The sequence below is a fragment of the Peptococcus simiae genome (assembly GCF_046569735.1).
GTDB lineage: Bacteria > Bacillota > Peptococcia > Peptococcales > Peptococcaceae > Peptococcus > Peptococcus simiae_A.
On sequence record NZ_JBKICG010000001.1, the window covers coordinates 188,916 to 205,106 of the forward strand.

Annotated in this window: 15 protein-coding genes; 7 read left to right on the forward strand and 8 right to left on the reverse strand. The window is 54.9% G+C overall.

Annotation, left to right across the window (positions count from 1 at the left end):
- Positions 1 to 4 precede the first annotated feature (4 nt).
- From ACLGL1_RS00945 to ACLGL1_RS00965, 5 genes are all read right to left on the reverse strand, one after another.
- The gene (locus ACLGL1_RS00945) at positions 5 to 439 is read right to left on the reverse strand and encodes a prepilin-type N-terminal cleavage/methylation domain-containing protein (protein WP_411006925.1); all 435 of its coding nucleotides are present in this window, start codon (positions 437 to 439) and stop codon (positions 5 to 7) included.
- 1 nt (position 440) lies between these two features.
- Positions 441 to 752: a prepilin-type N-terminal cleavage/methylation domain-containing protein gene (locus tag ACLGL1_RS00950; RefSeq protein WP_411006926.1), complete on the reverse strand. Its 312-nt coding sequence runs from the start codon at positions 750 to 752 to the stop codon at positions 441 to 443.
- 8 nt (positions 753 to 760) lie between these two features.
- Positions 761 to 1,972, reverse strand: coding sequence for a type II secretion system F family protein (locus ACLGL1_RS00955; RefSeq protein ID WP_411006927.1), 1,212 nt, complete (start codon positions 1,970 to 1,972; stop codon positions 761 to 763).
- A 3-nt stretch (positions 1,973 to 1,975) separates the two neighbouring features.
- Positions 1,976 to 3,472 (reverse strand): GspE/PulE family protein, encoded by a 1,497-nt coding sequence (locus ACLGL1_RS00960; protein ID WP_411006928.1) that lies wholly within the window; start codon positions 3,470 to 3,472, stop codon positions 1,976 to 1,978.
- A 125-nt stretch (positions 3,473 to 3,597) separates the two neighbouring features.
- On the reverse strand, positions 3,598 to 4,908 hold the full coding sequence (locus ACLGL1_RS00965) for a CBS domain-containing protein (RefSeq protein WP_411006929.1): 1,311 nt from the start codon (positions 4,906 to 4,908) through the stop codon (positions 3,598 to 3,600).
- A 181-nt stretch (positions 4,909 to 5,089) separates the two neighbouring features.
- Between ACLGL1_RS00965 and trpS the strand changes: the two genes are divergently transcribed.
- The 6 genes from trpS (at position 5,090) to ACLGL1_RS00995 (ending at position 11,587) form a co-directional block, all read left to right on the forward strand.
- Complete coding sequence (gene trpS / locus ACLGL1_RS00970) at positions 5,090 to 6,109, forward strand: tryptophan--tRNA ligase (RefSeq protein ID WP_411006930.1); 1,020 nt, start codon at positions 5,090 to 5,092, stop codon at positions 6,107 to 6,109.
- Positions 6,099 to 6,722 carry a dTMP kinase gene (tmk, locus tag ACLGL1_RS00975; RefSeq protein WP_411006931.1) on the forward strand — a complete coding sequence of 208 codons (624 nt, stop codon included), beginning with the start codon at positions 6,099 to 6,101 and terminating at the stop codon, positions 6,720 to 6,722. Before trpS ends, tmk begins: the two co-directional genes overlap by 11 nt.
- Before the next feature lie 44 nt (positions 6,723 to 6,766).
- Positions 6,767 to 7,447, forward strand: a complete 681-nt coding sequence (locus ACLGL1_RS00980) for a response regulator transcription factor (RefSeq protein WP_411006932.1) — start codon at positions 6,767 to 6,769, stop codon at positions 7,445 to 7,447.
- Positions 7,440 to 8,282 carry a sensor histidine kinase gene (locus ACLGL1_RS00985; protein WP_411006933.1) on the forward strand — a complete coding sequence of 281 codons (843 nt, stop codon included), beginning with the start codon at positions 7,440 to 7,442 and terminating at the stop codon, positions 8,280 to 8,282. Before ACLGL1_RS00980 ends, ACLGL1_RS00985 begins: the two co-directional genes overlap by 8 nt.
- 79 nt (positions 8,283 to 8,361) lie before the next feature.
- Positions 8,362 to 9,039 carry an ABC transporter ATP-binding protein gene (locus ACLGL1_RS00990; protein WP_411006934.1) on the forward strand — a complete coding sequence of 226 codons (678 nt, stop codon included), beginning with the start codon at positions 8,362 to 8,364 and terminating at the stop codon, positions 9,037 to 9,039.
- Positions 9,032 to 11,587, forward strand: a complete 2,556-nt coding sequence (locus tag ACLGL1_RS00995; RefSeq protein ID WP_411006935.1) for an ABC transporter permease — start codon at positions 9,032 to 9,034, stop codon at positions 11,585 to 11,587. Before ACLGL1_RS00990 ends, ACLGL1_RS00995 begins: the two co-directional genes overlap by 8 nt.
- A 54-nt stretch (positions 11,588 to 11,641) precedes the next feature.
- On the opposite strand, the gene ACLGL1_RS01000 is transcribed toward ACLGL1_RS00995, so the two are convergent.
- Positions 11,642 to 12,148, reverse strand: coding sequence for an ECF transporter S component (locus ACLGL1_RS01000; RefSeq protein WP_411006936.1), 507 nt, complete (start codon positions 12,146 to 12,148; stop codon positions 11,642 to 11,644).
- Between the two features lie 183 nt (positions 12,149 to 12,331).
- Here ACLGL1_RS01000 and ACLGL1_RS01005 point away from each other — a divergent pair, with 183 nt between their 5' ends.
- On the forward strand, positions 12,332 to 13,708 hold the full coding sequence (locus ACLGL1_RS01005) for an NCS2 family permease (RefSeq protein ID WP_411006937.1): 1,377 nt from the start codon (positions 12,332 to 12,334) through the stop codon (positions 13,706 to 13,708).
- Positions 13,709 to 13,754: 46 nt separating this feature from the next.
- Here ACLGL1_RS01005 and ACLGL1_RS01010 read toward each other — a convergent pair whose 3' ends face one another.
- Together ACLGL1_RS01010 and ACLGL1_RS01015 are read right to left on the reverse strand one after the other, a co-directional pair.
- Positions 13,755 to 15,095, reverse strand: coding sequence for an MATE family efflux transporter (locus ACLGL1_RS01010; protein WP_411006938.1), 1,341 nt, complete (start codon positions 15,093 to 15,095; stop codon positions 13,755 to 13,757).
- A 12-nt stretch (positions 15,096 to 15,107) separates the two neighbouring features.
- The coding region (locus ACLGL1_RS01015) for an ATP-binding cassette domain-containing protein (protein ID WP_411006939.1) at positions 15,108 to 16,191 on the reverse strand (1,084 nt) is incomplete at its 5' end.

The following is a 16,191-nucleotide window of genomic DNA, read 5'->3' on the forward strand; positions in this document are numbered from 1 at the left end:
AGAACTACCTCCCGGGGTATATTTGCCGGTAGTAAATCCGCCCAACTGCGTCTACAATGATGTACCTTTGCTGACGGTTATACTCGAGGGTAAAGGTGGAGGGGAAAGACCGGGAACTGTCCCGGGCCTCCTGCTGAAAGGTCAGGGCACCGGACTGGTAGACCCGGCTTTTCAGCTGGACGACTTGGTCCGGCCGGTCATTATCCCCAAAGCGAATGGTATAACCGTTGGGCTGGGTCCGGACCTCTGCATACCCGCCCTCCCGGGCCACCTGGAACTGGGCTGTCCGCAGGTCCTGGTAGAGCCTCATCCCTTCCTGGTCAATCATCTTTTGCGCCAAGGGAACCTGCATGGCTGGCATAACCATCAGCAGCAGAAGGGCCATGATCAAGAGGACCATGAGACACTCAACGAGCGTAAGGGCCCTTTGCGTTTTCATATCATTCCGTCCCCCTCGCTAAAACAACTGGCCGGTCCCCATCCCAGTAGCAGGCATAGGCCTGGCCGGTCCGCGGATTTGTCAGAGGCGCCTTTAAGTAACCCCCCTGGACCAAGGCCGCCTGGTCGGATGCCAGGACGCCATCAGCCGCAGCCACTTCCATTGCTGTGACCAGTAGCGCCCGGTCTGCCTCAATCCGCTGGTCCCTTTCCGTTTGGACCAGGCCGCCCAGGCGCAGGCCCAGGAGGAGGACCAGGGTCCCCATAATGGCTAAGACAATCAAGACTTCCGGCAAAGTCAATGCACGTTTCATAAGCCCTCCTATCCAAGAAAACGGTCATAGGTGCCGAGCAGGGGCAGGAAAAAGAGCAGGGCCACCGCCAGCACCATAGCACCTAACAAAACCACCGCCACCGGCTCGATAATCCGCATGAGAAAACGCTGCTCGATGTCCAGCCGGTCCCTATAGTAGTCTGCCGTTTGCAGGAGGGCATCCGGCAGATTCCCCGCCTGTTCTCCGGCATAGAGCAGGGTTCCCGCCAGGTCCGGGACAAAATCCAATTGCCCGACGGCCCTGCTGAGGGGCTGGCCGCTGTAGAGGTCCTTGACCACCTGGCGGATGCCTTCCTCGAGGACCCTTAAGTGCTCCCGCTTACTCAAAAAGTAGAGCCCCCGTTCCAGGCCAACCCCGGCCTGGAGCAGCCGCCCCAGGCCACCGGCAAAGGAGATGTACAAGCGCCAGGCTAAGAGGCGGTTGAGGCCGGGCACCTGTCGCAAGAGCCCCTGCCCCCGTTTTCTGGCTTCAGGCTGGTGCCACAGCCACAGGCCGCCGGCCAGAAGTGCCAGGGGCAGGAGGAGGGCCAGGGCCAAGGCCGGCCCCGGGCTGGTAAAGAAATGGCTCAGGCTGGCTAAGGGTCTCAAGGCCAGGGGCAGGGCCACCCCCAATTGGTCGTAGGTCCTGGCCAGGGTGGGCAGGATAAGGAAAATCAATAAGTTAAAGAACAGGACCAGGAGTAAGAGGACCAGGGCCGGATAAAAAAGTTGCTGCTGGAGGCTTTTCCTGAACCGCCGTCTTTCGGCCAGTTCATCGGCTGCAGCGACCAGGGCATGGCTTAAGTCCCCGGTTAAGTCGCCGATTTCCAGCCAGTCACCCACTTCCGGCGGTAGGTTTAGGGCCGAATTTCGCCAGGCCACTTGAATAGACAGGCCCTTGCCCAAGCCCCGGAGGAGGTCCTGGCAGATTATCTTACTGTACCGTTTCGGGGCATCCTCTTCCAGGTAGGTCAGGGCCCGGGTCATCGGGATACCGCTTTTCAGCATAAAGGCCAACTGCCTCAGTAAGAAAATCAAGGCTTCCTCATCGATGACCAGGCGCCGCTTAGCCCGGTCAATCAAGCTCAAGGGTTCTTCCCTTAAGAGGTAGTATCCCTCGGCCTGGAGCAGGTCTGCCAAGGCCGTTACCGAGGCAGCCGCCTTCTCCCCCTCCTGGACCTGGCCATCGAGCCGCATGGCCTTATATTTGAAGATTTTCATGACCTACCTCCCGCTTGAGGACTGGCCGCCTGCCGGGTCTTCGAGCATATCGGCCCCCAGCTTGAAGGCAATGTCCTCTTCCATAGGCCGGAAGCCCTTCTCAAGGGCCTGCCGGCGTAGGTCCGCCCCAGATAGGCCGGCCCGCATACCGGCCCGGTCTGCCTCATCCGGTACCCAACATTCCTCAACGATGGCCAACCCCTTCCCTCCCCTTCCTGTCGGGCCTTCCGGGAAGGGAGACCCAGTCCTTTTCCTGGGCAGGAGCCTTTGGTTTTGGCTGGCCAAAAGGACCGAGGCGATGAGGTCCCGGGAGACGCCCAGGTCCAGGAGCCGGTGGAAGACGGCGTGGGCGTCGTAGGCGTGGAGGGTGGTCAGTACCAGATGCCCTGTCAGGGCCGCCCGGACAGCAATCTGGGCTGTTTCCGCATCCCGCAGTTCCCCCACTAAAATAACATCCGGGTCCATCCGCAGGATGCCCCGCAGGGCCCGGGGAAAGTCCAGGTCCCGGCTCAGGTTGACCTGGATCTGGTTGACCCCCGGTAGGTCGATTTCAACCGGGTCTTCAATGGTATAGCAGACCAGGCCCTCTTCCTTCAAGTCATTCAAGAGGGTATACAGGGTCGTGGTTTTGCCGCTATTGGTCGGCCCACTTAAAATCACCAGGCCATGGGGCGACTGGACCAGTTGGCGCAAGTGAGCCGCCCTTTCCGGCCTGTAGCCCAGGCTGACCAGGGACCGCCCCTGCCAAATGGCCGGCAGGAGTCTGAGCGCCAGTTTTTCACCGTTTTTAGTGGCCAAAGAGGCCAGCCGGACATCAATCAGCTGTTGACGGTAGCGGATATTGAAGTGCCCATCCAAGGGCAGGATATGCTCTCCGATATCCATCTGACCGGCCAGTTTCAGCCGGTTGATCATACTTTCCGCATAGGCCCGGTCCAGCTGGCAAAGGGTTTGCATCTCCCGCTGACAGCGGATCCGGACCTGCAACCGGTCGCCAGGTTCAATGTGGATGTCGCTGGCCTCTGCTGCCAGGGCTGCGGTGAGGACTTGGCTAATGAGGCTTTCAATATTCGCCCCCGGAACCGGCTGGTCCAGGTCCAGCCAGACCGGCTGCTCTCCGGCCGTCGGCCTGGATTTTTTTGGGGCCAGCTGCTGCCACAAGGCAGCGCGGATGGCAGCCTCATCGGTCAAGGCCGGGGACAGGTCATCACCGGCCCGACCGGCCGGCTGGGTCCTGGCGGAGGTGACCAGGTAGCGGACCCCACCAATCCGGGCCTGGAGGTAGCCACCGGCCAGGTGGTCTTGAAAGGGCTCCGTTAAGGCCAGGACCTCTCCATCGGCCAGGCTGACATAGGACGCCCCGTAAAAGGTTCTAAAACTGGCTGGCCAGTCAGCCGGCAAATGGGTCTCGGCCCAAGGACCTAGGGGCCCCTGGGCCTCCTGGTAGGCCTCCACCTGCGATGGGTATACCTGGGCAATCCATTGGCCAAAGTCCGTCATATCTAAGCGCCCCCTATAATATCTTAATTATCTGTTATTTTATCTTATCAAGCTTGAGGGTCTTTGGCAACGTTTGTCTACAAGAAAGGCCCTATGTTTACAGGAACAAACATAGGGCCTTTCATTTACTTTTCTCTATTGGTCAGGGAAACCATGGATAGGGCCAAGACGACATCGTTTTCGGAAACCACCCGAATGTTGCCAATATATTCCCCCTGCCGCTTGGGATAGAGTTCAACAATATTTCTAATGGTCATCCCTTCGACAATGGGCTCATAGAGCTGGATGCTCTGGACTTCCGGCTGGCAGACGGCATTGAACATCACCCGGCAGCCCACGGTGGCTGTCTGGGCACAGATAGAGGATAGGCTCCCGATGCTCATCTCTCCGTATTCATCTAACATAAAGTCCGTCACCAGGCCGCTCACTTCCACTTGCGGGGTCCGCTGGCTGAGTTCAAAGCCGCTCAGGAGGACGATATCAATGGTATCCCCAAATTGGGGCTGTTTTTGGGTGCTCTGCAGGGCCACGATAATATCCTGCCGGGTCACGACACCAACCAGGCTGTCATCCAGGGAAACCACCGGCACAATCTCTGTCCCCTCTAGGACAAAGAGCCGGGCCAGATAACTCATCAGGTCATCGGGCTTGGCCAAGAGAGGGTTGGGGTCCATGGCATCCCCAATCCGGGAGTAGGGTTCCCGGTTGGCCAGCAGGCTGGCGGTAACAATCCCCACCAGTTTCCCCTGGTCATCAACCACAGGGAAGTGGGTATGGCGGGTTTGCTTACAGAGTTGGAAATAGTCCTCGATGTGGTCATCAACCCGTAAGCAGGCCGGCTGCTCGGTCATGATATCTGCCACCATGACATAGTCCCGCCGTTTCACCCGCTCAAAAATCGTCTGGTTAATTAAGGAAATCAGTTCAAAAATATCATAAGGGCAGGAAACGATGACCTGGTCCTCATGGACTTTGGGAAAAACCTGGTCGCCGGTCCGGCTGTCATTACCCAAAAGCAGAGGAAAGTGGCGGTCAATGGCCGCCTTGACCACCTGGTCCTGTTTTAGGTCTGTAATAATCATCGTCTGCGGATGGAGCCGGTCATTGTCTAAATCCTCCGGTGACAGGGCCACCAGGTAAGACTTGGGCACCTCTTCCCGGTGCTTCTCCCCATGGAGGATCCTCCCTTCCAGAAGAAGGCTCAGTTCATAGTAGGTCAGGGTGTCGATGGTCCGTTCCTTGTTTTTTTCAATCCGGAGGGTCCCGACCTTAGGGATAGAAGTCACATAGCCCTGGTTTTCGGCGTCCTTAATGGCCCGGTAGACCGTCCCTTCGCTGACGCCTAATTCCCGGGCCAGCTGCCGGACAGATACCTTCTCACCGACGGGTAAGGATTCAATATGTGAAATAACCTGTTGATGTTTCGTTTGTTGCATAGGTCCTCCCATTTATCGCTATTCATTTCTCATGGCCACCTACAGGCTAGGAAATAGCCATACTTGACTGTACTATATCACAATCGAAAAGGTCTGTCTATCTTCGAATAGCCGCCATTTGACAAAGGGACAAGGCAACTTTATACTATTTTTATGACTATATTTAAGCGAGGAGATAGATATGACCAGCCTTAAAAAACGCCTGCTGACCGGGGACCGTCCCACCGGCCGCCTCCACATCGGCCACTACGTCGGCAGCTTAGAAAACCGTGTTCGTCTCCAGGATGAATACGATAGTTTTATAGAAATTGCCGATATCCAGGCCCTCACCACCCACTTCAAGCGGCCGGAACTCATTTCCGAAAGCATCATGCAGGTGGCCATGGACAACCTCTCCGTTGGCCTGGACCCGAATAAGGTCACCATTTTTCTACAGTCACAAATTCCCTCCATTGCGGAAATGACTATTTTTTATTCCATGCTCGTGACCATGAATGTCCTGCGGCAAAACCCGACTGTCAAGTCCGAAGCCGCCAACTACGGCTATGAAGATATGACCTATGGCTTTTTCGGTTACCCCGTTAGCCAGGCGGCAGACATCACCTTCTGTGGGGCCCACCTGGTCCCTGTTGGCGAAGACCAGGCCCCCCACATCGAACTCTGCCGGAAGCTGGTCCGCCGCTTCAATGACCTCTATGCCCAAGATGACCCCTTCCTGGTGGAACCGAAAATGCTGGTTGGGGACTTCCCCCGTCTGCCCGGTTTAGACGGCAATGCCAAGATGGGCAAGAGCCTGGGCAATGCCATCTACCTGTCCGATTCGGAAGAAGACCTGCGCAGCAAGGTCATGACTGCCGTCACCGACCCCTCCCGGATCCATAAAACCGACCCGGGTCACCCGGATATTTGTGTGGTGGCCACCTACCATAGCGTCTTCTCCAAGGACCAGTATGAAGACATCTGCGACCGGTGTAAGGCCGGGACTATTGGCTGTGTCGCCTGCAAAAAAGAGCTCTTCAATAACCTCAACACCCTCTTAACCCCCTTTAGAGAAAAGCGGGCCTATTACGAAAGCCATTTAGATGAAGTCCGCGACATCATTGCCGCCGGCAATGACCGGGCTAATCAAATTGGCGATGAAACCAGCCGCCGGATGAAAGAGGCCATGCACCTGGTCCCCCATTTAGCCAATGAAGACTGAGGCCCGCCCCCTATTCATCGTCTTTGAGGGCATTGACGGCAGTGGCAAGTCTACCCAATTGGCCCGCCTGTCCGACCGGCTCACTGCCGTCGGCATCCCCCATAGCTGCCACCATGAGCCCACCGATGGGCCGGTCGGCCGGTTACTTCGCCGGGCCCTCAGTAAAGAGATCCAGCTGGATGAACTGACCCTGGCCCTCCTCTTTGCGGCGGACCGAAGCGAACACGCCTTAAGGGTCCAAGAAGAACTGGCCGCCGGACGGACCGTCCTCTGCGACCGCCACCTGCTCAGCTCCCTGGCCTATAACGCACCCGACCTGGACGGCCAATGGGTCCATAGCATCAACAGGCCCATCCGCAACCGGGTCCGACCGGATGTGACCTTTCTCTTTGACCTCCCTGTTGAAGAAGCCCTGGCCCGAATCAGCAGCCGGAGCGAGCGCCGGGACCACTATGAAAAGTGGGACGTCTTGCAGCAAGTCCGGGACCGCTACCTCTACTGGGCCGACCAACTGGCCGACCCCATCCTCCGTCTAGACGCCAGCCGGCCCATCGACAGCCAAACCGAAAGCCTGGTCCAGTATTTGAAAGACCAGCACCATATGCCGCTTTAACCCAATCCCGCCTCGGCGGGATTTTTTGTAAAGGATGATCTCCCATGACTGCCCTGCTCATCATTGAAGACGACGCCTACTTGGCCCAGGGGCTAGCCACAGCCTTGGCGCCAGAAGTAGATACTGTATTCCATGCCGCCAACTATGTCGAGGCGGTCACCGCCTTGAAAGACCATCAGCCCAGCCTTATCTTATTGGATATCCAGTTACCGGATGGGTCCGGCTTTGACCTCCTCCCCCTAGCGCAATTAGAGGCCGACCGAATCATCTGCCTAACAGCTAATGACGCCGAGTGGGATATTGTCCGTGCCTTGGAAGCCGGCGCCCATGATTATTTGACCAAGCCCTTTAGCCTGGCTGAATTGCGGGCCCGGGTCCGGGCCCAGCTCCGCGAGTTAACGCCTAATCGCCATTACCGAGACGCCTACCTCCAGTTGGATTTCAACCGCCTGGTTTTTACTGTAGACGGTAGCGATCTGCCCTTAAGTAGCCAGGAAATCCGTTTTCTCAGCCACCTGCTGGCCGCCGGTGGCCAAGCGGTCAGCCGCCCCACCTTAATGGAGGCCCTCTGGCCTACAGACCAAGCTGGTGGCGGCGACAATGCCTTATCCATGTTGGCAGCCCGCTTGCGGCAAAAAATTGAACCTGCCCCCCACCAGCCTAGGTACATCCAAACCGTTCATGGTCGGGGCTACCGCTGGGGAAAGGCAAGCTCTCATGTTTAAACGCAGAAAAAGAGAAGACCGGCTGGCGAGTTTAGTGGATGCCATCAGCAGGGGCCAGCCCTTTTCCGTCACTTATAATGAAAGCCTTAGCTCTGCCTTAGAATCTCGCCTGATGGCTATTTGGCGAAGGCAGGAATGGCAAAAAGCCCAACTGGCCGAAGAAAGAAACCGGTCGGCCGCCTTAATTGCCGATATTGCCCACCAGTGCAGGACCCCCTTGGCCAATTTGCAGCTTTACAGTGACCTCCTCTCTGAGGCCCCCTTAGCCGAAGAGCAAGCAGCCCAAGTGGATGCCCTCCTAGTACAAACAGAAAAGTTGACCTTTCTTTTAGATGCCTTATTAAAGGGGGCTCGCCTGGAAGCCGGCCTGATGACTACCAAACCGGAAAGGGCCGCCCTGTTCCCCCTTGTCCGCCAAGCTGTATCAGCTGCCCAGCCGGCAGCTAGGGAGAAAGGGATTCGGATTAAAGTAGAGGCACCGGAAGCCTTCGCCTGCTATGACTTAAAATGGACTGCCGAGGCCCTGGGTAATGTTCTGGATAATGCGGTCAAATACGCACCGGCAGAGAGTGATATCCAGGTCCGTGTGGCCCCCCTCTCTTTTTACACCCGGATTGATGTGGCCGACGAAGGCCCTGGCATCGTCCCTGGTGAAGAAGCCTATATTTTTAACCGCTTTTATCGGTCAGCCCATGTCCACCAGGTCTCCGGCGTTGGCCTGGGTCTTTACCTTGCCCGTGAAATATTAGCTGCCCAAAAGGGCTACATAACTGTCAAGAACGTCCCGGGGGCTTGCTTTTCCCTTTATTTGCCTAATCAAGCTGAATCTGTCTAAACTGACAGATTCTTTTTTTATCCTGTCACCCTCCAGCTTATCTGTCCTGCTATGATAAGGGTAACAAGGAGTGATATTGATGTATATTTTAGAAACCCTCGACCTTTCCAAAAGCTACCAGCAGGGCCAGCACCCTGTCCACGCCCTCATAAAGGCTAACATCCAAGTCAAAACAGGTGAGTTTGTCTCTATTGTTGGCCGTTCCGGCAGCGGAAAAAGCACCTTGCTTCATTTGCTGGGCGGACTGGACCAGCCAACCGCCGGCCAAGTCTTTATAAATAACCAGGACTTATATGCCTTATCCAGCGATGAACGGTCTATTTTCAGACGCCGGGAGATTGGTTTTGTTTTTCAAAATTACAACCTTCTCCCCATGCTCACCGTCCAGGAAAATATTCACCTTCCCCTGGACTTGGACGGAGCCCCTTATGACACCGGATATCTGGACCAGCTCTATCGGCTATTGGGCTTAGAAGAATTAAAGCACCGCTTGCCCAGTGAGCTTTCCGGCGGCCAGGCCCAGCGGGTGGCCATCGCTCGTGCCCTGGCTGCTAAACCATCCATCCTCTTAGCCGATGAGCCCACCGGCAATCTGGATAGCCGGACCAGCCAGGATGTCCTGGCCCTTTTAGCCCGTACCCGTCGTGACCTGGGCCAAACCATCTTAATGATTACCCATAATGAAGCTGCAGCCCAATTGGCCGACCGCATTTTGTATATTCAGGATGGCCGCGTCGAGGCATCTGCCCATGTCTAGTGTAAAGAACAAAAAAGCCCTAGGCCGGTTGGCCTGGGCCCGGATCCGGTCTGAAAAAGGCCGGACCGGCCTAGCTGTCTTCGCCATCATCCTAACGGCCCTCATGCTATCCGCTATCTTTACCCTTCTTTTCGGCGCCAACCAGGCCATGGAAAATGACCAGTTCCGCCAAGTCGGTAGTACAGCCCATGGGGAATTAAAAAACCTTTCTAATGAAGAATTAAACCGGCTTCAAAGCTCACCGGCCTTTGAAGAGACCGGCCTGCGGGTCATTGCAGGCTTAGCCGTCAACCCCGGCCTGGAAAAAGTCCAGGTAGAAGTGAGCTATATGGACGATCAGGCTGCCCAGTGGTCCTTTATCAAGCTGGACAGGGGGCATTTGCCTCGAGCAAAAACCAAGGAGGTCGCTGTCGATGAAGAGGTCCTGAAAGCCTTAGGCCTACCGACCGACCTAGGCAGCCCCATCCCCCTGGACATCCGCCTTGGCGAAAAGACCGTCCGGGAAACCTTTACCCTAAGCGGCACCTTTCCCCATGAAGATAAAGTCTTGGCCTACCAGGTCCTTATTGCCAAAGACCAGGTCAGCCAGCTTCTGAAAAAGGCCAACCTGTCACCGGAATCTTCCCTAGGCTTAGGTAAAAACCAGCTAAGCGTCAAGCTCAGCTCCGCCCGTCATATCGAAAAGACCCTCCAAGAAGCCATCCAGGCCGCCGGCTACCAATCCAGCCAGCCGGACCAGGCGGATTTCATTGACTATGGGGTCAACTGGGGCTATACCCAGAGTAAGTTAAGCCAGATGGATGACCCCATCGTCGCCTTTGGTCTGGTCTTTATTCTACTGGCCGTCATGGCCTGTAGTGGCCTGGTCATTTATCACATTTTCCTTTTTTCTGTCAGCGATGATACCCGCTTTTACGGCTTATTAAAAACCATCGGTACTACCCCCCGGCAGTTACGCCGACTGGTCCATCTAAAGGCCCTCTTCCTTGCCTTAGCCGGCGTCCTGCCGGGATTATTTGTTGGTTGGCTGGTCGGTAGCCTGTGTTTGCCCAAACTGCTCTACCTCATCCAGTTAGACCTCGATTTTACCCTAGTGGCTGACCCCCTTATCTTCCTCATGGCCTTCCTATTTACCCTAACCACCGTCTACCTGGCCACCATCGGCCCCGGTCGACTGGCCGCTAAAGCCGCACCCATTGAAGCCGTCAAATTTCAAGACCTGCACTTATCTGCCAGGCGTCGCTTCCAGTCCCAGCCCCTCTCAGCCGGTCGCTTAGGCCTGACCCAACTCCGGAGCCATCGAAAGCGGCTCATTTTAACAGCCCTCAGCCTGGCGCTGACCCTCTGGCTCTTTACCAATGCAGTTAATTTATCCAATAGCTTCAGCGAAGAAAAGTACCTGGCTAAGATTCCCACAGACTTCGTCATCGCTGATGCCCGGCTCTTTGTTCCGGCCAGTAGCCATACAGCCCCGGCCCTGACCGACCAAGATATCCAGGCCATCCAGCCCTTCTTGCCTCAAGAAAGCTGGGGGGCGGTTTACCTGCCTAGCCACTCCGCCAGTGAGCGGCTGCCGGCCAAGGACCTCCGCCGCCTTTACAAGGAAAATTACGGTTATTCCGATGAAGACCTAAAAGCCTATTTAAAAGACGTCAGTACAGACGGCCAGGCCGCCAGTCCGATCCAGCTCTACGGCATGACCAACTTTACCCTGCAGAAGGCCCAGGTCTTGGAAGGTGACTTGGCTCCCCTAGCAGACCCCGAGCAAAAGGCTATTGCAGCTATTATCCGCCTGGATGATTACGACCAGCCCATCGAAAAAAGCCACCGCTTGCGTACCGGTGACCAGGTCCAGGTCTGCCTTGGCCCGCCAGACGGAGCTAGATTTGAAAGCTATACCGTCTGTGCAACCCTGGCCCTGCCCTATAGCCTAACCGCCCGCTACCAATTTACCGAAGGCTATGTCCTTGATGCCGCCGCCCTCCTAAAGGCAGACCCCTCAGCCCAAGTCCAGCTCCTGGCCTTTGATGCCCCTGAAAAAGACCAGGCGGATATAGAGGAAGGACTCAAGCGCTTAACCGCTACCACCGCCCTGGGCTACGAAAGCAAGGCCGGGGCACGAGCGGACTTTATCCGCCTGCAAAAAACCCTGAGCCTCTTCGTCGGCCTAATCGTTGCCGTCATGGCCACCATTACCCTGGCCAACTATATCAACACCGTCCTCACCGGGCTGCTTGTCCGGCGGCGTGAATTTGCCCTCCTCCAAGCTGTCGGGATGACCAAAAAGCAAGTCTACCAAATGGTTGTCACAGAAAACATCCTTACCCTCGGCCTAGCCATTGCCTTAGCCTTCTTCGGCTTAATCGCCAGTAATCAGCTGATTACTGGAGCGGTCAATGGTGCCGTTTGGTTCGCTGATTGGCAGGCTTCCCTAGTCCCCCTCCTTTATGTCTTGCCCTTCTTCCTGGCCATCGCCCTTCTTTTACCCCTCTTTGGACTTAACCGTACCCAGGAAAGCCTCATGACCATCCTAAAAAGAAGCAATTAACTGACCCGGAATATATAAAAAGCCACAGCAAGTGGAATCTGCTGTGGCTTTCTTTTATTCACTGGGTAAGATGTGCATTTGCTGGAGCCCTTTTTCCAGGGCCAGAGACAGGAGATAGGCTAAGATGGCCCCTGCTGCCCCTTGACCTAGGTTAGCCAGGTAGGAGAGGGCTGCCGGGTAGAGGCCTACAAGGATGATTTCAAAAATAAAGTAACCGGTGGCCATGACCACCGCCCCAACCAGGACAGCAATGACCCGTCCAGTCGTGGTTGGAATTTTTTCAAAAATAACCCCACAGACAAAGCCTTCCAGCCCCTTAACAACCAGGGTCACCGGGGCATAGACATAGCCGGTCAGGATATCGGCCAAGAAAGACCCCAGCCCCCCAGCCAGCAGGCCCCCAGTCCGTCCCATGGTGAGGGCCGCCGCCAGAAGAACCGCATCACCCAGGTTCAGGTAGCCCTTGGTTAGGGGAAAGGGAATCCGGATCACCAGGGTACCCACACAGGTCAGGGCGATAAAGACCGCATACAGGCTCAATTTTTTCGTGTCTAACTTCATATCTACAACCTCCTTACATATTGGCCTGAGTGTACCATATCAGACCCCGAGCAAAAACCGCCAATTGGCCTATATTTATACCGACCATTTTATTTTTTTGCCCCTTTTGCCTAATGGACAAAAAGTCCCCCTTGTGATACTCTTTCTGGGTAGACTTTTTGATTAAATAACAAGGAGGGTCATATGTCATCTCAAGAAAAATCCGCTTCATTTTTAGTGCGGCTGTTTCCACTGCTGGGGCATAAAAATATCCCCTGGCGCCGGGAAATCCTAGCCGGCCTCACTACCTTTTTAACCATGAGCTACATCATTGCCGTTAACCCGCAAATTCTAGGGGAAACAGGCATGGATGCTGGTGCCCTTGTCACCGCCACCTGCTTGGCCGCTGCCATCGGCTGTTTTTTAATGGGCTTTATTGCCGACTTGCCCTTTGCCCTGGCCAGTGGGATGGGCTTAAACGCCTTCTTCGCCTACAGCGTGGTCATCAAGCAAAGTATTCCCTGGGAAGTTGCCCTGACCGCCGTTTTTATTGAAGGTATTATTTTTATCTTTTTAACCCTTTTCAAGGTCCGCGAAGCGGTCGTTAACTCCATTCCCCAAAATATGAAACTGGCGGTAACCGGCGGGATTGGCCTCTTTATCGCCATGGTCGGCTTCAGTTCCAGCGGCCTGATTGTTCAAAACGACGCCACCATGGTCTCCATGGGCGCCTTCCATGTCACCACCATCATTACCTGCCTGGGTGTCCTCTTAATTGCCGTTCTGGACAAGCTCAATATCCCCGGCTCTATCTTAATCGGGATCGCCTCCTGCTCTATCTTGGGCTGGATTTACGCCTTAATGAACCCTAAAACAGCGGCCGACCTGGGCATTTACCTGCCGACCGGGATTCTTAAATTTGAATCCATCAGCCCCATTGCCGGGAAACTGGCCTGGGGCCACCTCCTGGATTTTGAAATGTTCCAGAGCCTCTTTATCATCATTGTCACCTTCTTATTCGTTGACTTTTTCGATACCGTTGGGACCCTGGTAGGCGTCAGCACCAAAGCCGGCATGCTAGATGACCAGGGCCGGGTGCCCCGGGTGGGCCGGGCCCTCATGAGTGACGCCCTGGCCACCACCGCCGGCGCCGCCTTAGGGGTTTCCACCGTTACCACCTTCGTCGAAAGCTCCACCGGCGTCCTGGCCGGCGGCCGGACCGGCGTCACCGCCATTACCACCGGCTGCCTCTTCCTGGCCGCCATGTTCTTCTCCCCCATCTTCATTGCCATCCCCGCCTGTGCCACCGCACCGGCCCTCATCTATGTCGGCTACCTCATGCTGACCTCTGTCAAAGGGATCGACCTCTTTAACATCACCGAAGGCATGCCCGCCTTCATCACCATCGCCGCCATGCCCCTCACCTACTCCATCGGTGACGGCCTCACCCTCGGCGTCCTGAGCTATGTTTTTATCAACCTCATCTACAACATCTTCGCCCCCAAAGAAAAACGCGAACCGGTCAGCTGGGTCATGATCATCCTAGCCGCCCTCTTCGTTGCCAAATTTATCTTTATGTAAGCAAGATAAAGCGGCAGCCATTCAAGCAAGAATGGCTGCCGCTTTTTTATGACTGACCCATGGCCCTCAGTTCTCGGACCATAAGGACAATAGCATAGATGATAACAAGTAAGTCCACCAAGGGTTCAGAAAACCATACGGCAGGGACCCCAAAGAAGATGGGCAGGATAATCATGGCCGGCACAAAAAGGAGAAGCTGTCTCAGCATAACAATAAGGCCGGCTTTTTTGGCGTTACCGATGGACTGAAAAAAGGTAATCGCCATGACCATGACCCCATAGAGAATAAAGATCGAATAAAAGAGTCTAAAAAAGCCAACCCCTTCAGCAATAATCTCCGGTGCAAGGCCAAAAAGACTGAGTAAGTCTGCTGAAAAGACCAGGGCCGGTAGCCAGAAAATCCCAGCTAATACTAAACCACCGAGGCAAAAGACCTTCATAGCTGCACGCACCCGTTCATATTTTTTTGCCCCAAAATTCGTGCCTACCACCGGTTGCAGCCCCTGACTCATCCCCCATAAGGGGATAAAGGAAAAGGCATAAATCCGTAAAGAGGCCGCCATTAAAATGCCGTGGGTTTCGCCACCATACTTAAAGGCCATTTTATAGAGCAGGCTTTGTTGAAGCATGAAAAGAATTTGCATCATCATAGCCGATGCCCCAACAGCAAACATGGCCTTCCGGATCTCGGCATCCGATTGAATCCGGTGGATTTTGACCACCTGACTTCTTTTTGCAAAGTAATAATAGCTAACGCCGGCCTGCAGGACCTGGGCCAGGACAGTGGCCAGGGCTGCCCCTTCAATGGCATAGGCCCCCATAGCCAGCATTAGAATAGGGTCTAAAACAATATTAATCAGGGCACCGCCACCCATGATTAACATGGCCTCCTTCATTAGCCCTTCGCCCCGCATAACCATGTTTGCAGACTGGGTAAAGTTCACGAAGAAGGAGCCAAGAAATAGCACCCGTAAATAGCGAATGCCAAGGGCTTTGATCTCTCCCTCTGCCCCCACCAGGCTTAAAAATGGCGGGGCTAAAAGAATGCCGACCACCGTAATGATTGCCGAAAAAGCAAGAACCCAAAAGATGAGGTTTCCCATAATCTTATCGATGGTTTTCTTGTTCCCAGCGCCAATAGCCCGCGCCAAGACTGAGGCCGATCCAATCCCGATCAGCGTTGACACCCCACTATTCACAAAGGTTAGCGGTAGTGCAACCCCACAGGCAGCCATAGCTGCTTGTCCAATGATTTTGCCGGCAAAAATACCATCCATAAAGGGGTATAGGCCAATCACCATCATGCCGATAATGGCCGGTACAGACAGTTGAATCAACAGGTCCAGGGGTCTTTTCGTCAGCAATTGGTCTTTAATGCTTTCTTCCATATTTTTACCTCTTTACCTTTTATAAGGCATAGCATAGTCTTCCATGTTAATCAGTCGGTCTGCTGTTCGGTTTAGAAATTCTTTATCATGGGAAATAACCAGCACAATTTTCCCTTGTTGGGCGAGCGCCTTAATTAAGCGCGAAAGGTCCACCATATGGTGCCAATCCATACCACTGGTCGGTTCATCAAAGGCAATAATGGGACGGTCACTTAAAAGGGCTGAGGCAATCGCCACCCGTTGCTTTTCACCGCCGGACAGGCTCATAGGGTGCCGGTCGGCCAACCGGCCCAGGCCCAGCTGGTCTAAAATTCGCCCTTGCGCTACTCGGTCAATATTTTTTAAGCCCAGGCTGACCTCTTTATCAACGGTTTCTGTAAATAGCTGGTGGTTCACATCCTGCATCACCAGGCTGGCTAGGGCCAACCGCTGACGCTTGGAGACCCGTTTGCCCTTAAAATAAACGGTGTCTCCCCTGCCCCCTTCCAAACCCAAGAGGGCTCTTAAAAAAGTCGATTTGCCGGCCCCATTATGGCCAATAATCCCATACACACATCCCCGGTCCAAGCCCAGACCCTGGATGGCAAAGCCGGTTCCGGTCCCCTTGAACTGACGCTGGAGCTTTTTAACAGTCAGGTCTCCTGTCAGCTGGGGCGGTTCAAGCCGTTTAAGCGGAGTATCCACCGGTGACCGCAAGCCCCTGGCTTGACGGTCGTCTTCGGACAGGTCGATAAAGGCCTCAGCGGAATAAGTCTCAACCAACCGCCCATCCTCAATAAGGCAAACCCGGTCTACCACCGGCATGAGGTAGTGGAGCCGATGTTCTGCAATGATCAAAGTAACCCCTCTAGCTTTCAGGGTCTGCAACATATTCGCCAGAACCCCTGTATACCTATCATCTAAGTTAGAAGAGGGTTCGTCCAAAACAATAATCGGTGTACCGCTGATATAGGCCGCTGCAAGACTCAAGACCTGCTTTTCCCCACCAGACAGGCAGAAGATATCCCGGTCTAAGAGATGGTGGATGGGAAAGAGGGCCAGCATCTCTTCTAGTCGGTCTTGAATTTGCTGGCGAGCGATCCCCTTGTTTTCCAAA